Source organism: Aliiglaciecola sp. (genome assembly GCF_039982535.1).
In the GTDB taxonomy this organism is placed as follows: domain Bacteria; phylum Pseudomonadota; class Gammaproteobacteria; order Enterobacterales; family Alteromonadaceae; genus Aliiglaciecola.
The window spans coordinates 1-22,148 of the sequence record NZ_JBDWYG010000064.1 but is presented as its reverse complement, the minus strand read 5'-3'; the positions used below and the strand labels follow the sequence as shown (position 1 = coordinate 22,148).

The window sequence follows — 22,148 nt, the reverse complement described above, 5'->3', positions numbered from 1 at the left end:
GTCCAAATCAATTAATCGGGGCTGTAGCATGGTCTTTAGGCCATGGATTCACCCAAACCAATTTCTCGGGGCTAAAGCCACCGACTACATGCCTAGTTCTTGTTTGAATTGATTGAACTGCTCTTTTAATTCGGCCAGTTCTTTTTCTAGCATATCCACTTTCTGTGACAACGAGGTTTGCGGAACAGAAGATGATGGGGTGCTTTCTTGCGCAGATTCAAACTCACTGATATCTGGTTCGCCAGAAAACATATGCATGTATCTTGATTCTCGTTTGCCGGGCTCTCTTGGCAGCTTAGTGACTAAACATTCACCATTGAGGGTTTTCATGTATTCGAGGTTCTCTTCCACTTCGTCTACATTTTTAAATTCGGCAAGGCGATTGGTGCGACTTCGTAATTCTCCTGGGGTTTGAGGGCCGCGCAAAAGCAGAACACAAACAATGGCGAATTGCTGTCGACTCAGTTTTAAATCGCCAAATTCAGTATTGCAAAAACGATGTTGATACTTTACCACTCGGCTACCAAAACCACTGTGCTCGTTGACCTGTTTAAGTTCCCTAAGCTCATCAAGGGCCTGCTGAACCTCAGTTTCAGTTAAGTTCATCACTGGGTCACGATTACTTTTCTGGTTGCAACCCAAGGTTAAAGCATTAATTGAAAGGGGATATTGATCAGGTGTGGTGACTTCTTTTTCCAGTAGTACTCCAATCACGCGGCACTGAAGTGGGGTTAATTGCACTAACATCTTATTTCCTTCTATTTCTTATTCGAAAGCTTTATCGAACGAATACTGCGACTGTCAATCCTGGCACATGAAAACCAAATTCATCGGTTGTAGCTGCTTTGACGATGGGGTCACTGCCAGCTTGTTGGACAGGGTGTAAATTAAATTGCTGCGCCTGCGCCATGCTATAACCTATGGTATGGGGATTGTGATTGAAAATAACTATGACCTGTTTGAAATTAGAGTCAATAGTTTCTGAGTTTGCCGAGCTAATTGACATCACTATGACACCTTTTTGCTGGTTGGGGCCTGTGTTTAGAAACTTAACTTGTTGAATCACTTCATCAGCCGTTTGCAGACTGAATAGCTTGGTAGAGGTACGTACTTTAAGAAAGTCCATAAAGACTTGAGACGAAAACTCAATGTCCTCTGGTGAAGCGAGATCTCTACCTTGGTTTCGGGTAATGGTTTCGGTGATTAACTGCCAATTACTTTGGTCTTTTTCGGCAGGGGGTAAACCAACGTTGTAATTATTGGCATTTTTCCCAAAGTCGACTTTATTAAACCAGTCACCAAAATCATAACTGTCCCGCAAAAATGATTTGGAGCGTAATAATTCACTGCCCATATGAATAAAAGGTATGCCTTGCGCCATTAATGGATAGGCTAGAGAGATTAACTGCATCCGCACCCGTTCATGAGTGGTCGCTTGGTGATTGATGCGATATTGATTGTTGTCCCATAGGGTTTGGTTATCGTGTTTCGACACATAATTAATCGTATCTGCTGGATCTAAGGCATAACCGCTAGGCGCGCCGCCATAATCTATATGGGCACCAAGTACATCTTCTCCCTTGGCATTTTGTAGAGGGAATTTAGCTAAATTTGCTGCTAAGCCTATACGGGCTTGATCCATGGAAAGCTGGTATTCCTCATGCAATGCCTGTGCATCGAGTTGGCTTTGAAGCTCGTTGGGAAACACCATTAGGCCATTGCCGAGTCCCTGACCTTTGCGAATATCACTTCCTGACAAAAATGACGAACCACCTCGAACGGCATCTCTTAATCTGTCGGTAAAGGTGCCAATTTCCGTGCCCGCCATTTCCATTTGACTAGCTTGGGTGAACTGAGCATTGTTGGCGACCTCGCCAAAATTCCAGCCTTCACCATAAAAATAGGTATCGGCATCAACGGCTCTAACCGCTTCTCTGGCTTGCAACATGGCCTGTTTAGGTTGGTGTCCCATGAGATCAAAGCGAAAACCATCGATTTTATAATGTTGCGCCCACATGACCAGAGAGTCTGTCATCAATTTAGCCATCATAGCGTTTTCCGTGGCGGAATTTTCACAACAGGTAGATTGTTCAATCGCCCCAGAAATAGGATCTAAGCGGTGATAATAATTGGGGACGATTTTGTCGAGTACCGATTTTTCTGCTAGCCCGGCTGCGAAAGTATGGTTATAGACTACATCCATTATGACGCGAAACCCTAACTGGTGCTGGCTCATGACCATTTGCCGAAATTCAACCAGTCGAGCTATGCCTTCCGGGGTTAACGCATAGCTGCCCTCTGGCACCGTATAATGATAGGGATCATATCCCCAATTATAAGCATCTTTACTGCGGATCTGCTGCACTAGGTTTTGAGCATCTGCGGATAAGGGATCATAACTACTTAGCAGTGAAGCTAGGCTTTGCTGAGGATCAAATTGAGTCTGGCAAATATCCGCCTTGTTGGCTATAGAACAGACTTTATCCAATGTGTCCTGCATAGAAATCGCCTTGCCAGGCATTTCTTCTACCGTACTTAAGTCATAGGTGGGCAATAGATGAATCGTGTTTAATCCTGCTTTTTTCAGGGCTTTCAAATGTAAGATTGAGTCGCTGTTATTTTCGCTAAAGGCTGCATATTTACCTGCATAAGCAGGGTCAGATAAACTATTATCAGAGGCACTAAAATCACGGATATGGGTTTCGTATAAAACCAAACTTTCTGGCGAATCCACCTCGGGAATGGTGTGCTGGAGCCAGTTTTGTGGCTGAGTTTGTGAGGATGCCAGATCAACCACTTGAGAGTATAAGCTGTTGGTAGATAAACTTAGAGAGTAGGGGTCGGTAACCTGCAATATTTCAATCTGTTTGGATTGAGGGTGATACACCTGAACGTGATAACGGTAAAAGGTGCCTTGTGGGGCATCACGGGTTACGCCAGTCCAAGCCCCGGTGTTAGGGTCTTCGCTGAGAGAGACTATGCTACTTTCCAATGGGTTTTTATGTTTGTCAAAGAGGTGCACTTTGACATCCAGTGCAGTCGGCGCCCAAAGGGTAAAGCGAGTTGTGTCTGCTAATATCTGCGCACCTAAATTATCAATTTCATCACCATCGTTTGGTTTAGTTGTGTATAAAGAGTCGAGCAACTTGGCGTTTTGTACATAGGATAATCCGCTAATATTAATTCCATCGGAAGTCTTTCGGTTATCAATATTGACTACCGCCATTTGTTGTTTTAATAGAGCTTTTATTTCAGCTTCTGGAATATCCACTTTGTAGGCATAAAAGTGACGTAAATGTGGGTAGGATGATGAAACCCAATTTGGCGTCTTGATGGCTGTTATGTGGTACAGAGTATCGGCGAGATTTCTGTCATCGATATGGCCATTTTTTGAAAAAACCAAAGCGGGATCTGTGTAGTCATTGGCCACTAAAATCAAATCGGAACGAACCCAATGGGCTGCAAAATCTGGCTGTATTGAGCTGGTTTCATAATGCAGCTTTATAGGGGACGCTAACGAGGAATTGTTTTGTGTTGATTTGCAAGCCGTCAATAGGACCACGACGATAAGGCTCAAGATGCAAGTGTAAAAGTTAGGTTTCATATTAAATCCTGTAATACTCTCTACGCTAAAGTGCGCGGGTAAACGAGTTGTCGTTTTGAGCGCATTAGGTTCGTTTGCTTAATATATTTTGGCTAAGGGTTTCCTAACCCGCTAAGGGCTCTCTATTGCGCTAAAGGTTATTCATTCCGCTTAAGGCTTTTCCCCCACCAATGGCTTAGTCTATAAGTTCATCTGCTAAGGTGCGAACTACATACGTATGTTGTTTGCAAATAAATAGTTAGAGAGCTTAGAAGCGAGTTAAAAAGGCTTTTAGATAAGATGATTGAGGGCAAAATAGTCACCAGAAAAGAATTGGTTTTGGTGTCATGTTAAAGTCATAATCAGTCAGTAGCATTGTTCATTAAGCTGTATACGACGGTTAGGTTAACGAGCTGATTTTATAAGCTTTTAGTCGTATAAAAGATGAATTTTATGCATACCTTAAAATTATCTGTTAACCTAATAATCAGCGTGTAACATAAACGTGAATTACATTTTACTTAAGAATATTTTTACATCTGTTTTACCAGTTCGTTTTGAATAATTTCTGTTAGTAACATGCCTTATTTCCATCGTTCTACACAGCTAAACAAGCGTGCATGCGCTATTTATTGACAAAAATTAGGAAAAGACTATGTCCAAATCTACTGGAATTGTTAAATGGTTCAACGCAGAAAAAGGTTTCGGCTTTATCACTCCAGATAATGGCGGATCTGATGTGTTTGTACATTTTCGTGCTATCGCTAGCGACGGTTATAAAACGCTAGACGAAGGTCAACAAGTGACTTTCGATATCGAGCAAGGCCAAAAAGGCCCACAAGCGGCAAACGTGACTGTTTAAAACAGCACTTTTAGTCGGTAAGAAAAACGTCAGCTTAAGCTGACGTTTTTAGTTTTAGGGGGGAATGTTGGTTTGATGAGCCCCATGGCCTAAAGGCCATGCTACAGGCGAATTTGTAGTCGGTGGCTTTAGCCCCGAAACGCAATACGAACATTTCCACGGGATGAATCCCGTCCTACAGGGGCGTTTTTCAGCTCGGAGATAGCGTATTAATTCCATGGCCTAAAGGCCATGCTACATGCGAATTTGTAGTCGGCGGCTTTAGCCCCGAAACGGAATACGAACATTCCCACGGGATAAATCCCGTCCTACAGGGGCGTTTTCGGCCTCGAGATAACATTTTAATCCCATGGCCTAAAGGCCATGCTACAGGCGAATCTGTAGCCGGTGGCTTTAGCCCCGAAACGCAATACGAACATTCCCACGGGATAAATCCCGCCCTACAGGGGCGTTTTCGGCCCCGAGATAGCATTTTAATCCCATGGCCTAAAGGCCATGCCACAGGCGAACCTGTAGTCGGTGGCTTTAGCCCCGAAACGGTATACGAACATTTCCACGGGATGAATCCCGTCCTACAGGGCGTTTTCAGCCTCGAGATAGCGTATTAATCCCACGGTCTAAAGGCCATGCCACAGGCGAACCTGTAGTCGGTGGCTTTAGCCCCGAAACGGAATGCGAACATTTCCACGGGATAAATCCCGTCCTACAGGGGCGTTTTCGGCCTCGAGATAGCATTTTAATCCCATGGCCTAAAGGCCATGCTACAGGCGAACCTGTAGTCGGTGGCTTTAGCCCCGAAACGGAATACGAACATTCCCACGGGATGAATCCCGTCCTACAGAGGCACCTGTAGTCGGAGGCTTTAGCCCCGAAACGGAATGCGAACATTCCCACGGGATGAATCCCGTCCTACAGGGGCGCTTTTCAGCCTCGAGATAACATTTTAATCCCATGGCCTAAAGGCCATGCCACAGGCGAATTTGTAGTCGGTGGCTTTAGCCCCGAGATAGCATTTTAATCCCATGGCCTAAAGGCCATGCTACAGGGGCGTTTTTCAGCCCCGAGAATGTTAGAAAAAGCTATTTAAAACCGTTGGGGTTGTTGGATTGCCAGTTCCATGAGTCGCGACACATTTCGGCTAGTCCTTTTTGGGCGCTCCAGTTTAACTCTTGTTTCGCCAACTTTGGATCGGCGTAACAGGCTGCTACGTCGCCGCTGCGTCTTGGAACTATGTTATAGGGAATTGATTGGCCGCTTTGTTTTTCGAACTCTTTGACCATATCTAACACACTGTAACCTTGGCCTGTTCCTAGGTTATAGGTGACTAGCCCTACATTTTGAGAAAGTTTTTCCAAGGCTTTTAAATGACCATTGGCTAAATCTTCCACATGAATATAGTCCCGCACACCTGTGCCATCTGGGGTGTCGTAATCATCACCAAACACTGACAAGGCTTCGCGCTTTTTGGTTGCCACTTGGGTGATGAAAGGCATTAAGTTATTGGGAATACCATTGGGATCTTCGCCGATTCGACCAGAAGGATGTGCTCCTGCAGGATTAAAATACCGCAAAATTGCTATATTCCAACTGTTATCTGACTTAAACAAATCCTGCAATACCAATTCAACCATTAGTTTAGATTGACCATAGGGATTAGTTGGCTGTCCAGTTGGCAACTTTTCATGTAGCGGCAGGGTAGTTGGGTCACCATAAACTGTGGCAGAGGAGCTAAACACAATATTTTTGACATTATGTTTGGCCATGGCTTCACACAAATTCAACGTGCCGTACACATTATTTCGATAATAAAGTAGTGGTTTTTCAACGGACTCACCCACCGCTTTTAAGCCTGCAAAGTGGATAACCGAATCGATAGTATTTTCGCTGAATACTTTATCGAGAATATTTGAATCTTGAATATCCCCTTCTACAAAAGCAATTTCTTTCCCTGTTAATTCACATACTCTTTTAAGGGATTCAGGAGAGGAGTTGCACAAATTATCAAGCACAACGACCTGATCACCATTTTCCAATAATTGTAAAACTGTGTGGCTGCCGATATAACCAGCACCGCCTGTAACGAGAATTGTAGACATATTATTCCTTTGTATGTGTGTCTTCAGGTTGTTTTAAATATTTCGCACATAAACTGTATTGAAAGGGTTTCAAAATCAGCGGGTAAGCTAAAATTATCAATCCAGCCCATAATAATGATGACCAATCTTGAAATGTCCGTAATACAAAGACGAATACAGGCACCATAATCAGTAATTTAATTACATTCAATAGCAGCTTTTCCGGCGCAGTCAGTTTATTTTCAGCAGCACGTATTCTGATGAAACGTTCGTCAATGCTTAAATTTCTTAATTGTGGAATTTGACGGGTTGAAAAATAAAATTTCAAAAGAACTACCTTGAGATCTGTAAATGATATGACAGGCATTATACAAACAATTTGGATCAAAAAAGCCCCGAAATAATGTTTTTTATTTCGGGGCTTAGTTCTAACTTTAAAATAAACCGTAGAGTTTACACTTTATAAAATAGTGGGCTGCTCTTCGTCATGGTTGAACGTTTTCTTTTCAGCCAGTTTTTCCCATTTACGGGTTTTCAAGGTTAATAGACCGACTACAAGAGCGGCTGCCACTGTAATTTGTCCGATTCCCCAAAACAGGTTAGGCATATCGCTTAGGTTGTCAGGATCTAATCCACCGGCTAACAAACCGGCTGTAACGTTACCAATTGAGTAAGTAAGTACAAACACGCCCATCATTTGACCTGCGAAACGTTTAGGTGACAATTTACTTACTGCAGCCAAGGCTACCGGGCTTAAGCAAAGCTCACCCACAGTATGCAAGAAGTAAGTGGCCACTAAGAAGTAAGGCGCTGCTTTTAAACCACTTGCCGCGATTTGTGCAGCAAAGAACATGACGATAAAGCCGGTGGCCATGATCACCAGACCAATGGCACATTTAATCCCGTAGGAAGGGGTTATCATGCGTTTACCAAGGTTTACCCAAAGTGCAGCAAAGAAAGGAGATAAAGTGATAATGAAGAAGGAATTAGCGGATTGGAACCAAGCTGGTGGGATCTCAAAAGAACCTATCATACGTTCCGTGTAATCACGGCCAAATAAGTTTAATGAAGAACCTGCTTGTTCAAAACCAGACCAGAAAAAGATAGAGGCTAAACACACAACAAACAGCGCGCCCAAGGTTCGTTTTTCATCTGACGACAAATTTCCAAAGGCATAGATACCCGCATAATAGGCCAAGAACACAACGGTAATGGCTACGGCGACATACTGAGCAAGGGTAACAGGGTCAATACTTAACATGCCTGTCATCATAGCGAAGGTTAGTACCGCAATACCGATCAAAAACGCAACTATCACAGTCCAGCTTTTCTTTTCACCAGCAGGTGTCATTTTAAGCAAAGGTTCAGCGCCTACGCCGCCAAGTCTTCCTATGGTCGCCCGATATTGAATAAGACCAATGGCCATACCAATAGCGGCTGCACCGAATGCATAGTGGTAACCCGCGTTTACTTGTAACCAACCACATACAAAGTAACCAATTAATGACCCTAGGTTAATCCCCATATAATAAATGGTATAACCCGCATCACGTCTTTGATCTTCAGGTGAATATAACTGACCAACTAAGATACCCACGTTTGGTTTCAACAGACCTGTGCCTATTACCACCAAAATTAGACCGATGAAGAAACTCCAGCTGGCGGGAATGGCTAAAACTATGTGGCCACACATAATCACAATACCACCGTACCAAACTGCTTTTTGGCTACCAATTAGGCGGTCGGCTATCCAACCACCGGGTAAACCCATAAAATAAACTGCACCTGTGTACAATCCATATATCGCAGTGGCGGATGCTACTGTAATTGCCATTCCTTCTTCTTGAATACTGGCAGTCATGAACAGTACTAACAATGCACGCATGCCGTAGTAACTCATTCGTTCCCACATTTCAGTATAAAAGAGTGTTTGTAGGCCACCAGGGTGACCAAAAAAATCAGGTGTTTTTGAATTCATTGTTGCTGCCTTTAGGTGAGTTCAACACGCGCGCAAATGCGAAAAAAAGTGCGAACTGCTTTATTTTAATTATTGTTGTTTGTCTCATTATTCGATTGTTTATCTGCATCAAATGAAGGAGATGAAAACTTGTAAACTCGTTGTTTATACTAGAGCTCTTGCCTGAAAACAAGATTCGCAGTTTTTATTGTACTTTATTTACACAAATAGTTAGGCGGATTTTGATTTTTGAGCATTATGGCTAAAACAAAGACGAAGTCGTTGCCCTAAATTAACGGCAATAATGCACATTGCTAGTGCAACAAAATTGGTGCAGCTATCAATTTTGAGAGCAGCCTAAATTTGTCTATATTTTTTTGCTTAAAAAACAAACGGCTTGGTAGTAATTCTTCTCGGTGTTGCGAAAAGCATACAGTTCTTTGATGGGTAAATGTTTTTCCTGTATATTATACGAACGGATAATAAGTCGATTGCATTTAGTAACACGATTTTACTGGTTTTCATTAACTGATATTTGTTATCATCCCCGCGAATTTTAGATTTAGCGGCGTTAGCTATTTAGTGCAAATATTAAGAAAAATACGTTTTTCTTATATATATCAAGAGGGTATGACTTGATTTTAAATGAAGCCATAAATATTGCTGGAACGCTTTGCTGCAGACAGGCTCGATTATTGCTTCTGCAGCATTAACGAATTAACAAGGAATCGTGTCACATATGTTTGCCTATTTGGAGTTTGTTCCACTTTTCACTGCATTTTTTGTAGCAGTGATATTGTTGATCGTCATGACTCCCTTTGCACACCAACTCGGTTTGGTTGATCATCCTAGTGCCAGAAAACAGCACAATGGGATGGTGCCGCTAACCGGTGGAGTGGCCATTTTTGGTGCAGTGTTAATCACTAGCATCCTTACTGATGTCTGGTTTAAAAACGGTTCTTTGTTTTTTACCGCATCGTTTTTCATTATTTTACTGGGTATGCTCGACGACAAATTTGATTTAAGCGCCAAAGGGCGGTTGATGTGTCAATTTGGTGTCGCGGCGATAATGGCCTGGGCTGCACAAAACTATATTACCTCTTTGGGCAACATTTTTGGATTTGGTGATACATCCTTTGGCCTATTCGGCTACTTCTTTACCCTTATATGTGTGGTTGGTGTGATTAACGCATTCAACATGATCGACGGTATTGATGGGCTTGCCGGTGGTATGAGCTTGATTGTGCTGTTGGCCGTAGTATTCCTTTTATTAATGTCTAATAATGGCAATGCCATTATGGCTCCTATGATGATAATTGCCGCCATTGTGCCTTTTATGGCCTTTAATTTGAGCTGGAAAGGCTTCAAAGGTAACAAGATTTTCATGGGTGACAGCGGCAGTATGTTCGTTGGTTTAACTATTGTCTGGTTGATGGTTGATTTTACTCAAGGGCCAGAAGCTGCCATGCGTCCAATGACAGCCGTTTGGATTATTGGTTTACCATTAATGGATATGGCTGCCATTATGTACAGACGGGCCAAAAAAGGTCAGTCAGTACTTAAACCTGATCGTCAGCATTTACACAACATATTTATGCGAGCAGGCTTTTCTTCTCGTCGTTCTTTGGCGGCCATCCTGCTTATGGGATTGTGTTTTTCAGCGATTGGGATTTTATGCGAGCTGTACCAAGTTCCCGAATTTATTATGTTTTGGGGATTCATTGTGTCGCTAATTGTATACAGTTTGGTGATTCAAAATATCTGGACTATTTTACGCTTCGTTCGCGGTAAACGAAAAGTCGCTCCCTAAGATAACATCAAGGGCAACCAACAGGTTGCCCTTACTTTTAGTGTCACTTTGAAAACACATTCTTTGCAAAACCAGAGTGACGCGTTAGTATGAACTGTTGTGGATAAAAGCTAATAATAATTTATGAAAAAACTGAGTAGTTTCTTTTTACTAAGCATCCTTGTTCAAGGCTGTACTTCGATTGATCAACCTATCGCCAGCCGTGCATTGGTTGAGCATGAATTTGTGACCGATGTTCCCCTTGTCTCGTCTGCGCAGCAAGCGATTTTGTCTCAGTCTTCTGTTACTAAAAGTGTTCAGCTTAATGGCCAATCAGCGATATTAGGTAAGCCTTTTTTCTCGGCAAGTGGCAAAACCTGTCGTAAAGTTAAATTTTTGGTTGATGGTCAACGGGTGTATTGTCAAACCGATAATGGTGGCTGGTATCCTGTTAGCCCTGTTTTAGCCAGTTACAATGAAGCTGCAGCAGGAGGAAACCAATAATGTTATTCAATTATCGTTTCGTTTCACCCATGATAGTCAAGTTAATAGCTAAGTTAGTTTTGTTGTTTGCAAGCAGCCTTTTTGTTGGTTATTCAGTTGCGCAACAAGCACCAACCCAAGAACAATTGCAGCAAGCCCAACAGGCCAGTCAGAGCCAACAAGTAGATTTATCCCAATACATTCAATCTGGTGGAAACAGCACGGGTCGTGGCGGAAACGTTAATTTACCCTCTGATTCAGGCCCAATGCCTGCGGGCGAAGAGGGATTGCCACCACCGTATGGTGCAAACTTGTTCAAAGGTGGCTTTGAAACCGAACGTAGTGATGGTTTAAATTCGTCTTATTTAGTTGCCCCTGGTGACAAAATTGCTATCCAAATGTGGGGTACAGTCAATAGTTCGGAAGTGGTTACCGTAGACAATCAAGGTAATATTTTTATTCCAGAAGTTGGCCCCATTAAAGTTCAAGATGTTCCTGCTAATCGTGTGAACTCGGTGGTAACTCAAGGAATTAAATCCATATACACCAACAACGTGAGTGTGTACGTTAATCTTCTTACTGCTACCCCTGTGAGTGTGTTTGTGGCCGGGCCAGTATTGAGACCAGGGCAATACGCGGGTTTAGCTTCTGACTCAGTGTTGTTTTACCTTAAACGGGCTGGTGGTATTGATCCCCATCGCGGTAGTTATCGAAACATTACGGTAATGCGCCAAGGTGAAACTGTATTAACTTACGATTTATATGATTTTCTTAAACTGGGTAAACTACCTGCATTCTCGTTTAAAGATGAAGATGTGATTTTTGTGGGGGAGCAGGGCGCTATGGTTAATGTAGAAGGCGCAGCTCGTTACCCTTTCCGGTTCGAACTTGAGCCTTCAAAACGCTCCGGTACTGCACTAATGACTTACGCAAGACCTTTGTCGAAAACCAGTCATGTGGCGATAACCGGCAATCGTGCAACTGGCCCTATTTCGGTTTATTTGCCGGTAAATGAATTCGACCAATTTACTATGGCCGACGGCGACACCGTATTATTTAACGATGATATTCGCCCCCAAGTTATCAGCGTGCAGATATCAGGCAGTTATGAGGGGCCATCTTATTATGCTGTGGAAAAAGATACTCGTTTATTAGATTTATTGAGTTACATCGAGATCGACCCGGAACAAGCCAACTATGGTTCCATTTACATTAAGCGTGAAAGTGTAATGGAACAGCAAAAGTTGCTGATCAATGAGTCATTAGATCGCTTAGAGCGTAGTTTATTTACTGCACCAGCTTCATCTAGTGGTGAAGCGTCGATACGCTCTCAAGAAGCAGAATTAGTATCCCAGTTTATTGCTCGTGCCAGAAGAATCGAGCCCCTAGGCAAAGTGATTGTGTCTGAAAACGGCAAAGTTGCGAATATTCGTCTAGAACAAGGGGATGAAATTGTGATCCCGGCGCAAACTGACTTGATCCAGATTGCGGGTGAAGTGCTAATGCCACAAGCGGTGGTTTATAACCCTGATGCCACAGTCTCTGATTATATTGCATGGGCAGGCGGGTTTAGCGAACGTGCCGATGATGATCGTATTGCCATAGTGCATGCCAACGGTATCACCAGCTTTGTGTCCTCAGATGCAGGGCAACATTGGTATAGCGACGAGCAGAACGCGACTTTGGAAGCCGGAGATCAAATATTAGTGCTACCTAAAGTTGATGCTAAGATTATGCAATCCATCAAAGATGTCACCCAAATCATCTACCAAATTGCTGTTGCAGCCAATGCAGCAACCTAATCTGATAGCTAAACATTAATCCATGACTACGGTTATTAAACGCAACAAATGGGAAATATGGCGAGACGTCATATTCGCCCTATTTGCCCGAGAAATAAGAACGGGGTTTAATGATAAGTTTGGTTTGAGCTGGGCGGTAATAAACCCTGTTCTTTTTGTCTTTGCACTGTCCTTTTTGCGTGGTAGATTGTCAGGAGGCGAAACCCATACTATGCCTACCTTTACCTTTATGGCCATTGGCATCTTATTTATTCAAAGCTTTTTGCAAACGCTGGGGAGCACTGCTAGAGCAATTAAACAAAATAAGCCTCTTTATGCGTTTAAGCAAGTGCAACCAATTAGTGCTGTTTTGGCTGGGGGATTATTTCAGATCCTAGTTAAAGGCTTTGTGACAATTTGTATTGTTGTTTTGATGTATTTTTTGGGTATGGATATATATATATCCAATCTACTCTTGTTTCTTACCTGCTTTTTTCTTTTGTGGGTTTTTGCAATGGCAATCGGCTTGTTGTTTGGAATAGCTGAACTATTTTTAAAGGAAGTTAGCCGTGTAAGAGAAATGATAACTCGACCTATGTTTTTTATTTCCGCAGTGTTCTTTTCTTTGCAAGACTTTCCTAAAGAATATTGGCATTTCCTAAACTGGAATCCGGTTCTGCATGCAATCGAATTAACACGCTTCTCTGTTTATTCCTCATATGGTAATGAAGGTGTCAGTTTGGCATATTTAACCTTTATTGTATTGGTTTTTACTTTCTTTTCATTAGCTATGTATCATGTTACTTGGAAACAGGCGATAAGCAGGTGATTCGTTTAGAAAATATTACCAAGTATTACCCTTCGAAGTTAGGTGATCAGTACGTTTTTAAAGAATTATCTTTTGAGATACCTGCAGGGCATAACATCGGTATATTGGGTTCCAATGGCGCAGGTAAGTCAACGCTATTTAGACTGCTTGCGGGCAGTGAATATCCGAATAAAGGGCAAATAGTAACAGACTTAAGTTTATCCTGGCCTGTAGCCTTGACTACAGGAATACACCCGCAAATGACAGGACGAGAGAATACGCGATTTATAGGAAAAATAAATGGAGTCGCAGATTTAGATACCTATGAAAAGCGGGTGCAGAAGTTTGCAGAATTAGGAAATAAATATAATTTACCGGTTAAATCCTATTCAAGTGGTATGAAACCTCGATTAGCTTTTGCTTGCTCCATTGCCATTGATTTTGATGTTTACCTTATTGATGAAGTCACCTCGGTAGGAGATGCAAAATTTAGACGAAAAGCCAAAGAAGCGCTCTTGGAGCGCAGTGAAAAAGCGAACGTCATTATGGTTAGCCATGAAATGGATGAGATTAGGCAGTTTTGTGATAGTGCAATAGTGCTGCATAAGGGTGAACTAACATTTTACAATGATCTCGAGCAAGGGATCGAACAATATCAGGCTTTATAAATATGACTAATCAAGCGCAATTAGAATTAGAACAACGCTTCAATGAACTCAAAGCTAGGTTATCTAATGAACAATGGTCTGATGCCGATTTTTTAATTAGAAAAGTTGAAGAACTGGAATTGACCGATATTACCTTAGCATTTCGATTGATGCAGCGGGTTAAAAACTTATCTCCATCAGAAGGTAATCAACAAAAGTTAAAAGAGTTGCGTGTAAAGGCGTTAGAAAAGGAACCAGAACTGGCTACTCTATCTTCAAATGAGCCTACTAGTCGAAAAACAATGTTAAAAAATAATGCCGTTAGTATAAAAGATAAACTGGTTGTTTTATCGGCCCACCTTAAACTGCAAAAATTTAAACGTCCATTTATACTTTGCGTAATCTTACCCTTTTTGTTGTTTACGTTTTATCAAGTGATATGGGCAAGTTCAAGGTACGAAAGTCAGGCTAAACTCATTGTGAAAGAGCCTGATGGTATGGCAACTTTAGATCCCGCCATGGCCATAATGTCAGGGTTTGGAGTTGCATCTGGTAGTTTAGATACTGAATTGGTCAAAGCCTTTGTGTATTCAAATGACATGTTAGCTTATTTAGAAAATACATTGGAATTTTCAACACATTACAGCAATACGGAATACGATTTCTTTAGTCGCTTAGATGGTGATGCTAGCAGAGAATCTGTCTTAAAGTATTATTTGGACCGGGTTCTAGTGGAGTTGGATGAAAAATCCCAAGTTATTAGCATTTATGTTCAAGCATTTGACCCTGAATTTGCTCACTTGATGAGCAAGACTATTGTTGATAGGGCAGAGTGGTACATCAATGAAATTGGTCATAATTTAGCGAAAAAACAACTAGAGTTTATCACCTTAGAGCACCAGTTGGTTGAGAAGAGACTACAAAAAGCCAAGACCGAATTGTTGGCTTTTCAACGTCGTCATAATTTACTCGATCCACAAGCCGAAGGGATTGCATTGCAACAAATTACTTATCAAATAGAAGGGCAAATTGCAGCAAAAAGAACGGAACTTAACGCCCTAAGAAATAGTATGAGTGAAAATGCGCCACAAGTATTACAAGCTAGATCTCAATTGGAAAGTATGGTTCAGCAGCTCGAAAACGAAAGGGCTAGACTTACAACTGATAAAACAGCTGACAGCTCTTTACCAGATGATGAAAAAAACCTAAGTGTTTCACAAGTCATGGCCAAATTTAGCGATTATAAAATTAATATGGAATTAGCGTTACAGGCGTATACGTCATCGCAGGTTTCTTTAGAGAAGTCGAGAATTGAAGCATACCGTCAACTAAAATATTTGGTTACGGTGGAGTCTCCTACATTCCCACAGGATGCCAAATATCCACAAGTTTTTTATAACCTTAGTTTATTCTTGGCTGTAGCGTTGATGCTATTTGGAATAGGTAGAATTGTTATTGCGACTGTGACTGAATTAAGATAAACGACAGTCCAATTTAATAAGGTAATAAATGTGAGAAAAGGAATCATTTTAGCAGGAGGGTCTGGCACACGTTTGCACCCTCTTACCTCTGTTATCAGTAAACAACTGATGCCGGTGTATGATAAACCCATGATTTACTATCCCATTTCCACATTAATGTTAGCCGGTATTAAAGATATTTTAATAATCTCTACCCCAGAAGAGTTGCCCAGATTCAAAGCGCTATTGGGCACAGGAGAAGCGTGGGGGCTTAGTTTTAGTTATGCTGCACAACCTTCTCCAGACGGATTGGCCCAAGCATTTTTGCTGGGAGAAGAGTTTATTGGTGAAGATCACTGCGCGTTGATTTTGGGCGACAATTTATATTATGGCCATGACCTTCAAGTGTCATTGCGACATGCAAATAATCATTCTTCTGGTGCGACCGTTTTTGGGTACCACGTAAATGATCCAGAACGTTATGGTGTAGTGGATTTTGACGACAATTGGAAGGCGCTTTCTATCGAAGAAAAGCCACAAAAGCCGAAATCTAATTACGCGGTAACAGGTTTGTATTTCTACGATAACCAAGTAGTTGAGTTGGCAAAGCAGGTTAAACCTTCCAAACGTGGCGAACTGGAAATTACCGATCTTAATAATCTTTATTTAGAGCAAGGTAACTTAAGAGTTGAGCTAATGGGAAGGGGATCGGCTTGGTTGGATACAGGTACTATTGATAGTTTATTAGACGCTTCAAACTTTATTGCTGCCATCGAAAAACGCCAGGGTTTAAAAATATGTTGCCCAGAAGAAATTGCTTACCGCAAAGGCTTTATTGATGCTGCACAACTTAAAAAGCTTGCGAAGCCACTGTTGAAAAGTGGTTATGGAAAATACCTGTCTAAATTGCTTACCGAGAAAATCAAACATTAGAATGAAAGTAATACATACAAACCTTCCAGATGTAAAAATTATCGAACCTAAGGTTTTTGGTGACGAGCGAGGCTTTTTCATGGAAACCTTTCGCCAAGACTGGTTCAAAAAAAATGTCGCAGACGTCGAGTTTGTGCAAGACAACCACAGCAAATCAAAGCAGGGAATTCTTCGAGGGTTACATTACCAACTAAAGCATACCCAAGGAAAGTTAGTTCGAGTTACCCATGGTGAAGTGTTTGATGTGGCCGTGGATATGCGTAAATCGTCACAGACTTTTGGAAAAACGTGTAGCGTTTTGTTATCTGCTGAGAATAAAAAGCAATTGTGGGTGCCTGCGGGATTTGCCCATGGGTTTTATGTGACTTCCGAATACGCCGAATTTGTTTATCGCTGCTCCGACTATTACCACCCTGAGTCTGAGATTTCAGTTCGTTTTGATGACCCTAAACTTAAAATCGAGTGGCCTTTTAGTAATACTGAAAAGCCGGGCTTGTCAGCAAAAGATGAAAAGGGACTTGACTTCAATTCAGCACCCTATTTTGAATAATATGAAAAAATTCATAGGCGATGTATAAATGACAATATTGGTTATTGGAAAAAGTGGTCAGTTAGCACAAGAGTTAAAACTATTAGATGATAGTTTGCTTTGTTTAGGCCGTGACGATATTGATATAACCAGTGCAGAAAGCGTTAATTCAATACTGAGTAACAATAATGTCACTGGTATTATCAACGCTTCAGCGTACACCGCCGTAGATAAAGCCGAGTCAGAAAAGCAACAAGCGTTTGAAATTAACGCTGCCGCGGTAGAGAATTTGGCCAAGTTTGCAAATCAAAATTCTGTGCCGCTAGTGCATGTTTCAACTGATTATGTGTTCTGTGGTGATAAAGGCTCTCCTTATCAGGTTGACGACAAACTTGAGCCTATCGGTGTGTATGGCGCGAGCAAAGCAGAAGGGGAAAGAGCGCTATTGGAATACGCCCCTAAGCACAGTTGCATTATCAGAACCAGTTGGGTTTACTCTCAATTTGGCAATAATTTCGTGAAAACCATGCTGCGATTGATGGCCGAAAAACCCGAACTTGGTATTATTGATGACCAAATTGGTTCACCTACATCAGCTAGCGCTTTAGCCAAAGCTTGTTTGTATGCGGTTCACCATAATGTGAATGGGGTGCATCACTTTACTGATTCGGGGGTGTGCAGTTGGTACGATTTTGCATTAGCGATCCAAGAACTAGGCGCCAAAAATAAATTATTAGATAAATCCATTCCAGTTAAGCCAATTCCAACATCAGCGTATCCCACTCCAGCAAAAAGACCGAGCTATAGTGTATTAGATAAAAGTTCACTGAAGTTGGCTTTTGATGGACTAGAACCCAAACATTGGCGAGTAGAGTTGAGTGAAGTTATTCACCAATTAGCCTCAACAAAATAAATAAAAGATATTTGAAATGATTGAAAATAAAGCGTTACTTGTCACTGGCGGTGCCGGATTTATCGGAGCAAACTTCGTATTATATTGGATGCAGAATAATCCAGAAGATACTGTCATTGTACTCGACGCCCTTACGTACGCAGGGAATCGAGAAAATTTAGCATCTGTAGAGTCTAATGAAAAGTTTGTGTTCGTAAAAGGCGATATTTGTGACACACCATTGGTGGAATCACTATTGGCAGAATACCAAGTAGATACTATTGTGCATTTTGCCGCTGAGTCTCATGTTGACCGCTCAATTACCGGCCCAGATGCCTTTATTGAAACTAATATTATTGGTACTTATAGCCTGCTTAAAGCAGCTAAAAAGGTGTGGATAGACCTTCCCAAAGCTGAAGGGAAAGAACCTTTGCAACATCGTTTCCATCACGTTAGTACCGATGAAGTATATGGCACACTAGAGCCAAATGATCCGGCTTTTACCGAAGACACGCCCTACGCCCCTAATTCACCCTATTCAGCCAGTAAGGCGGCCAGTGATCACTTAGTGAGAGCTTACCATCACACCTATGGCTTAGAGGTAACCACCAGTAATTGCTCAAACAATTATGGTCCTTACCATTTCCCAGAAAAGTTAATTCCGCTCATTATTACTAATATTTTGCACAATAAACCCTTGCCTGTTTATGGTGATGGCCAGCAAGTTCGTGATTGGCTTTATGTTGAAGACCATGCCCGCGGAATTGAGCTTGTTCTTAAAAAAGGCCGCATAGGTGAAAATTATAATATTGGTGGCCATAATGAATGGGCTAATATTGATATTGTGAAGCTGGTGTGTGAAAAGATGAATCAGGCGTTTGCTACTAGTACCGAATTACAAGAAAAGTATCCAGATGCAGCGAAGGCAATTCAAGGCTGCGCAGAAAACCTGATTACTTACGTTACCGACAGGGCAGGCCATGATAGACGTTATGCGATAGATGCCACTAAAACTAATAATGAATTATACTATAAACCTGAAGAGACTTTTGAATCAGGGATAGCTAAAACGATTGATTGGTATTTAAAAAATGATAGTTGGTGGAAAACATTAGTTGAGCGTTAATTAGTGTCTTTTCTGAAGAACGCAAATTTTAATTAAATGTTCTTTAGTTATTTAAATATTGGGTCAGTAATTGTTTAGTTAACAAATATATAGGCTATTAAACAATAGATGCTGTTACGGGTGTAATATTCTTACAAATTAGTTATTATTTACATAATTAGTAGTCGTCAAATTAACAGATTAACAGTTTCCTTTGAAACTGTTAATCCAAGCAATCAAAAAGTCAAATGATATTAATAGGATATATAGTTTGAAAATCATCACTACCACTGAGAACACAGAGCTTTGGCGAAATTTAGCGAACTCATTTGATGATAAGAATATCAAATTTATAGAATCTTATAGTGATTTAGAAAACAATACAGAAAGTAAACTCGTCTTTTGTTACCAACCCGTAGTTGACTTAGAACTATTGGCGAAAGATTTGCAAACGAATAAAATTGATTCGGCATTTTTGTTTTATCAACAAAGTGAATTTATTCTCGCAAGTGCAATTAGTCAAGGTGAGGATTTAGCAACCGCCACTAATGAATGGCAACAAAAAGGTGATTTATTGTTGAACGTTCATAAACAATATCGCCGTAAAATTAAACTGATTAATTTAAATCAAGCATTGCTGAATCAAACTACTTTTGCCGAACAAATGAACGAGCAGGGAGTTTCCATTCTTAACAGCGTTGATTATCAACTTATCTCCGATTTTAATCTACTGCTTGCATGTCAACACGTTCGTCAGGAACAAAGATTGGCGCATCTAAATCTCGTCTTAACAGCTAGCAGTTTGCCGGTATGTGAGACAATTGATTTGGTTTTGGACAGCGACAAGGTGTTAAAACTGAATGCTGCTGATAGTAGTACAAGAAAAGAGTTAGAGAAAAATATTGAAACTCTAAACAATCAACTCAAAGAACAAGAAAACGCCATGGATTTAGCTAACCAAGCGTTAAAAGGTGAACAGAAGATTGTTGCTGAACTACAAGATAAATTGGTGCTCCAGAGTACCTCACTGAAACAGCAAGCCGAAAGTGTAAAACAAGAACATGAGTTGTTGGAATTACAATTGGCAAGCGTGCAGGAAGAGTTAGAACAGTTTTATTTAGATTTCGAAACTGAAAAACAGAAATATGAACAAACAGAATTGCAGTTAACAACCCAATTAAAAGATACCTTAGCTAAGTTAGAGGCGGAGAAAAGTGAAGGGGAGTTATTAGAACTGCAATTAGGGCAGGTACAAGAAGAGTTAGAAGAGTTTTTCTTATACTACCAATCTAAAGACAAAGAAATTACAGCCGTTAAAATTGAACTAGAATCGCTCAACAAGAAAAACGCTGATTTAGAGAAACAACTGGCTAATTCAACTAATTTGGTGGTGTCGTTAAATAACAAGGTTACTGATCTCAACGCAGAGATAAAACAAAAAGATAAAACTCAGGCTAAAAATTTACAGCAAATCAAATTAAAGCAAATGGAGTTGGATAAACAAGCCTCTCAAATCGCTAAGGCAAAGAGTGAAAATAACATTCTTAAGCACAATTTGAATCAAGCAAAAACTGAAATAACCCAGATTAAATCATCCACTTTCTGGAAGTCGGCAGATCCCGTTCGTAAACTGGTAAAAGCCGTTGGGAATATGGATAAAAAGAAAGCTAAATTACAGGAAAATATAGGTTTGTTATTAACCTCCGAATATTTTGACGCAGCTTGGTACTTAGAAACTTATCCTGATGTGGCGGCATCGGAGATTAATCCTGCGGAACATTATCTAAAATTTGGTGCCAAAGAGGGGCGTTTCCCGAGTCCCCAGTTTGATGGGAAGTGGTATCTTCAGCGCTACCCTGATATTGCTGGTAAAGATATTAATCCACTTGTCCATTTTATAAAGTTTGGAATAAGTGAAGGAAGAAGTGCCTCTCCAAAAATGCTTGTTAATCAAAATAAACCATAGTTTGAGCAAGGACGAATATAATGAATAAAGTTTTAATTTGGTTAGGAGCTGGACAAGCCGAAACACCAAGTATTAACTTCGATAAGTTCGAAACTGTGGTGTTGGTTGAAGCTCGCTTAGAACAGGTAACCAAGCTTCGTAAACAATTTAGTAAAGATAAAAAGTTCAAAATAGTCCACGGAGTAATTTCTAATACTGCTCAGAAATCTGATTTTAATCGGTATTCTTTAGGTGAGTTTTCTGCTTTTTCATCTGCTACAGGCTTAAAGGAACTTTATCCGGGGTTAAAGTTAGAAGAGCGGGAAGAAGTAAATACTCAAATTATTGTTGATGTGTTAGAAGAGTACATTACTCAACCTGCTTCGATTACCTTGGTTTTGGATATACTTGATATAAATCACTTGATATTAGAGTCTTTGTTCAGCACTGATTTTTGGCAGAATATAAACTCACTTTATTTACCTTTTCCTGAGTTCTCGTTATACGAAAATGCCTTACCTGCTCCGGAATTATTATCCTTATTGCAGTCCCAAGGTTTCGAACTGAACACTACAGATATCCTCGACCCCGATATTCCCGTTGCCGAGATGCATCGTAACCCCATGTGGTCTGAACTTGAGTTGGTAAAAAAACAACTGCAGTTGCAAAAAGGTCAGCATCAGAAGGAAATCGATGAGTATAAAAGTCAATTGCAGGCGCAAAATAATGATGCCGAAAAAGCAAAGTTGGATTTTACTCAATCTTTAGAAAAACAGTCTGTTGAATTGAAGAAAGTAGTTGAAACTAAAAACAAACTTAAATCAGAGTTGGAAGAGTCTGATCAACAAAGAACAGACTTAGTAAAAAGTTTGGAAAAAAGGTTAAAAAGTGACAAGTTAGCATCTGAAGCCACAATAAAACAGCTTCAAACGGATAAGCAACAATTAATTGAAACGCACGGAAAAGATAAAGAAGAAAACGAACAGCAATATCAAAAATTATTCAGTCAAATTCAAACATTGACGGCTCAAGTGGAGCAAAAAACTACAAAAATCGAACATTTACAGAGTTCTTTAGAAACTCAAAAAGCAGAGTCTACAAAACAGTTCGAAACATTGCAGGCTGAAAAACAACAAGTAGCGAGTAATTTAGAGCAATTGAAAATAAGCTTTTCAACTTTAGAGTTAGAACATAAACAACAACTGGAAGAGAGTTCACAAGCCAAACAATCTTTTCAGAGTGTAAAAAGTTCATTGAAGTTTGAGTTAGCTTCACTTAAAACAAAACTCGAAAAACGAA

General features: G+C 40.7%; 18 protein-coding genes. 13 read left to right on the top strand and 5 right to left on the bottom strand.

The features are described from left to right. Positions 1–84: 84 nt before the first annotated feature. On the bottom strand, positions 85–747 hold the full coding sequence (locus ABJV04_RS17175; RefSeq protein WP_348492823.1) for a DUF480 domain-containing protein: 663 nt from the start codon (positions 745–747) through the stop codon (positions 85–87). Between the two features lie 31 nt (positions 748–778). After that, positions 779–3,604, bottom strand: a complete 2,826-nt coding sequence (gene pulA / locus ABJV04_RS17170) for a pullulanase-type alpha-1,6-glucosidase (RefSeq protein ID WP_348492821.1) — start codon at positions 3,602–3,604, stop codon at positions 779–781. Between the two features lie 634 nt (positions 3,605–4,238). Between pulA and ABJV04_RS17165 the strand changes: the two genes are divergently transcribed. After that, positions 4,239–4,445: a cold-shock protein gene (locus ABJV04_RS17165; RefSeq protein WP_303470701.1), complete on the top strand. Its 207-nt coding sequence runs from the start codon at positions 4,239–4,241 to the stop codon at positions 4,443–4,445. A gap of 1,079 nt (positions 4,446–5,524) precedes the next feature. Here the strand turns inward: ABJV04_RS17165 and galE are convergent. From galE to ABJV04_RS17150, 3 genes are all read right to left on the bottom strand, one after another. Further along, positions 5,525–6,541 (bottom strand): UDP-glucose 4-epimerase GalE, encoded by a 1,017-nt coding sequence (gene galE, locus ABJV04_RS17160; protein ID WP_348492818.1) that lies wholly within the window; start codon positions 6,539–6,541, stop codon positions 5,525–5,527. Position 6,542: 1 nt separating this feature from the next. Continuing rightward, positions 6,543–6,848: a DUF6170 family protein gene (locus ABJV04_RS17155; protein WP_348492817.1), complete on the bottom strand. Its 306-nt coding sequence runs from the start codon at positions 6,846–6,848 to the stop codon at positions 6,543–6,545. 132 nt (positions 6,849–6,980) lie between these two features. Next, the gene (locus ABJV04_RS17150; protein ID WP_348492816.1) at positions 6,981–8,498 is read right to left on the bottom strand and encodes a peptide MFS transporter; all 1,518 of its coding nucleotides are present in this window, start codon (positions 8,496–8,498) and stop codon (positions 6,981–6,983) included. 718 nt (positions 8,499–9,216) lie between these two features. Here ABJV04_RS17150 and wecA point away from each other — a divergent pair. The 12 genes from wecA to ABJV04_RS17090 form a co-directional block, all read left to right on the top strand. Further along, positions 9,217–10,287, top strand: coding sequence for a UDP-N-acetylglucosamine--undecaprenyl-phosphate N-acetylglucosaminephosphotransferase (gene wecA, locus ABJV04_RS17145; protein WP_348492815.1), 1,071 nt, complete (start codon positions 9,217–9,219; stop codon positions 10,285–10,287). A 123-nt stretch (positions 10,288–10,410) separates the two neighbouring features. Beyond that, positions 10,411–10,770 carry a DVU3141 family protein gene (locus tag ABJV04_RS17140; protein WP_348492814.1) on the top strand — a complete coding sequence of 120 codons (360 nt, stop codon included), beginning with the start codon at positions 10,411–10,413 and terminating at the stop codon, positions 10,768–10,770. Next, positions 10,770–12,551, top strand: coding sequence for a polysaccharide biosynthesis/export family protein (locus tag ABJV04_RS17135; RefSeq protein WP_348492813.1), 1,782 nt, complete (start codon positions 10,770–10,772; stop codon positions 12,549–12,551). The genes ABJV04_RS17140 and ABJV04_RS17135 overlap by 1 nt, the downstream gene beginning before the upstream one ends. Positions 12,552–12,573: 22 nt before the next feature. After that, positions 12,574–13,359 carry an ABC transporter permease gene (locus tag ABJV04_RS17130; RefSeq protein WP_348492812.1) on the top strand — a complete coding sequence of 262 codons (786 nt, stop codon included), beginning with the start codon at positions 12,574–12,576 and terminating at the stop codon, positions 13,357–13,359. Beyond that, the gene (locus tag ABJV04_RS17125) at positions 13,356–14,006 is read left to right on the top strand and encodes an ABC transporter ATP-binding protein (protein ID WP_348492811.1); all 651 of its coding nucleotides are present in this window, start codon (positions 13,356–13,358) and stop codon (positions 14,004–14,006) included. The genes ABJV04_RS17130 and ABJV04_RS17125 overlap by 4 nt, the downstream gene beginning before the upstream one ends. Before the next feature lie 2 nt (positions 14,007–14,008). Continuing rightward, positions 14,009–15,466, top strand: a complete 1,458-nt coding sequence (locus tag ABJV04_RS17120; RefSeq protein WP_348492810.1) for a lipopolysaccharide biosynthesis protein — start codon at positions 14,009–14,011, stop codon at positions 15,464–15,466. Positions 15,467–15,496: 30 nt separating this feature from the next. Then, positions 15,497–16,378: a glucose-1-phosphate thymidylyltransferase RfbA gene (rfbA, locus tag ABJV04_RS17115; protein WP_348492809.1), complete on the top strand. Its 882-nt coding sequence runs from the start codon at positions 15,497–15,499 to the stop codon at positions 16,376–16,378. 1 nt (position 16,379) lies between these two features. Further along, positions 16,380–16,928: a dTDP-4-dehydrorhamnose 3,5-epimerase gene (gene rfbC, locus ABJV04_RS17110; RefSeq protein WP_348492808.1), complete on the top strand. Its 549-nt coding sequence runs from the start codon at positions 16,380–16,382 to the stop codon at positions 16,926–16,928. Between the two features lie 28 nt (positions 16,929–16,956). After that, the gene (rfbD, locus tag ABJV04_RS17105; RefSeq protein ID WP_348492807.1) at positions 16,957–17,820 is read left to right on the top strand and encodes a dTDP-4-dehydrorhamnose reductase; all 864 of its coding nucleotides are present in this window, start codon (positions 16,957–16,959) and stop codon (positions 17,818–17,820) included. Positions 17,821–17,836: 16 nt separating this feature from the next. Next, positions 17,837–18,925: a dTDP-glucose 4,6-dehydratase gene (gene rfbB, locus ABJV04_RS17100; RefSeq protein WP_348492805.1), complete on the top strand. Its 1,089-nt coding sequence runs from the start codon at positions 17,837–17,839 to the stop codon at positions 18,923–18,925. Positions 18,926–19,175: 250 nt separating this feature from the next. Continuing rightward, positions 19,176–20,870 carry a hypothetical protein gene (locus tag ABJV04_RS17095; RefSeq protein WP_348492804.1) on the top strand — a complete coding sequence of 565 codons (1,695 nt, stop codon included), beginning with the start codon at positions 19,176–19,178 and terminating at the stop codon, positions 20,868–20,870. A 20-nt stretch (positions 20,871–20,890) separates the two neighbouring features. Beyond that, positions 20,891–22,148: hypothetical protein (locus ABJV04_RS17090; RefSeq protein WP_348492802.1), on the top strand; the 1,258-nt coding region annotated here is incomplete at its 3' end.